The organism is Pantoea sp. EKM103V (assembly GCF_011800365.1).
Taxonomy (GTDB): Bacteria; Pseudomonadota; Gammaproteobacteria; order Enterobacterales; family Enterobacteriaceae; genus Pantoea; species Pantoea anthophila.
In genome coordinates this window covers 1-210 of sequence record NZ_JAALFQ010000075.1, presented here as the reverse complement: position 1 = coordinate 210, position 210 = coordinate 1, and the positions used below count along the sequence as shown (strand labels likewise).

Sequence of the window (210 nt, the reverse complement as noted above, 5' to 3'; positions counted from 1 at the left end):
ATGCATCCATAGCTCAGCTGGATAGAGTACTCGGCTACGAACCGAGCGGTCGGAGGTTCGAATCCTCCTGGATGCACCATATTTTCGGATATGGCGAAGTGCCTCAGTGTGACATGACGCATTAGCGTTCAGACCGCACTAAGGAGGATAACGTTGCATCAGCAACGGCCCGCAGGGCGAAGCGCAAGCTGAGTAATCCTCCTGGATGCA

At 54.3% G+C, this 210-nt stretch carries 1 tRNA gene; it reads left to right on the top strand.

Annotated features, from left to right (window positions below):
* The first annotated feature begins 2 nt into the window (after positions 1 to 2).
* Positions 3 to 79 (top strand) — tRNA-Arg (locus HFD97_RS22155).
* Positions 80 to 210: the final 131 nt, after the last annotated feature.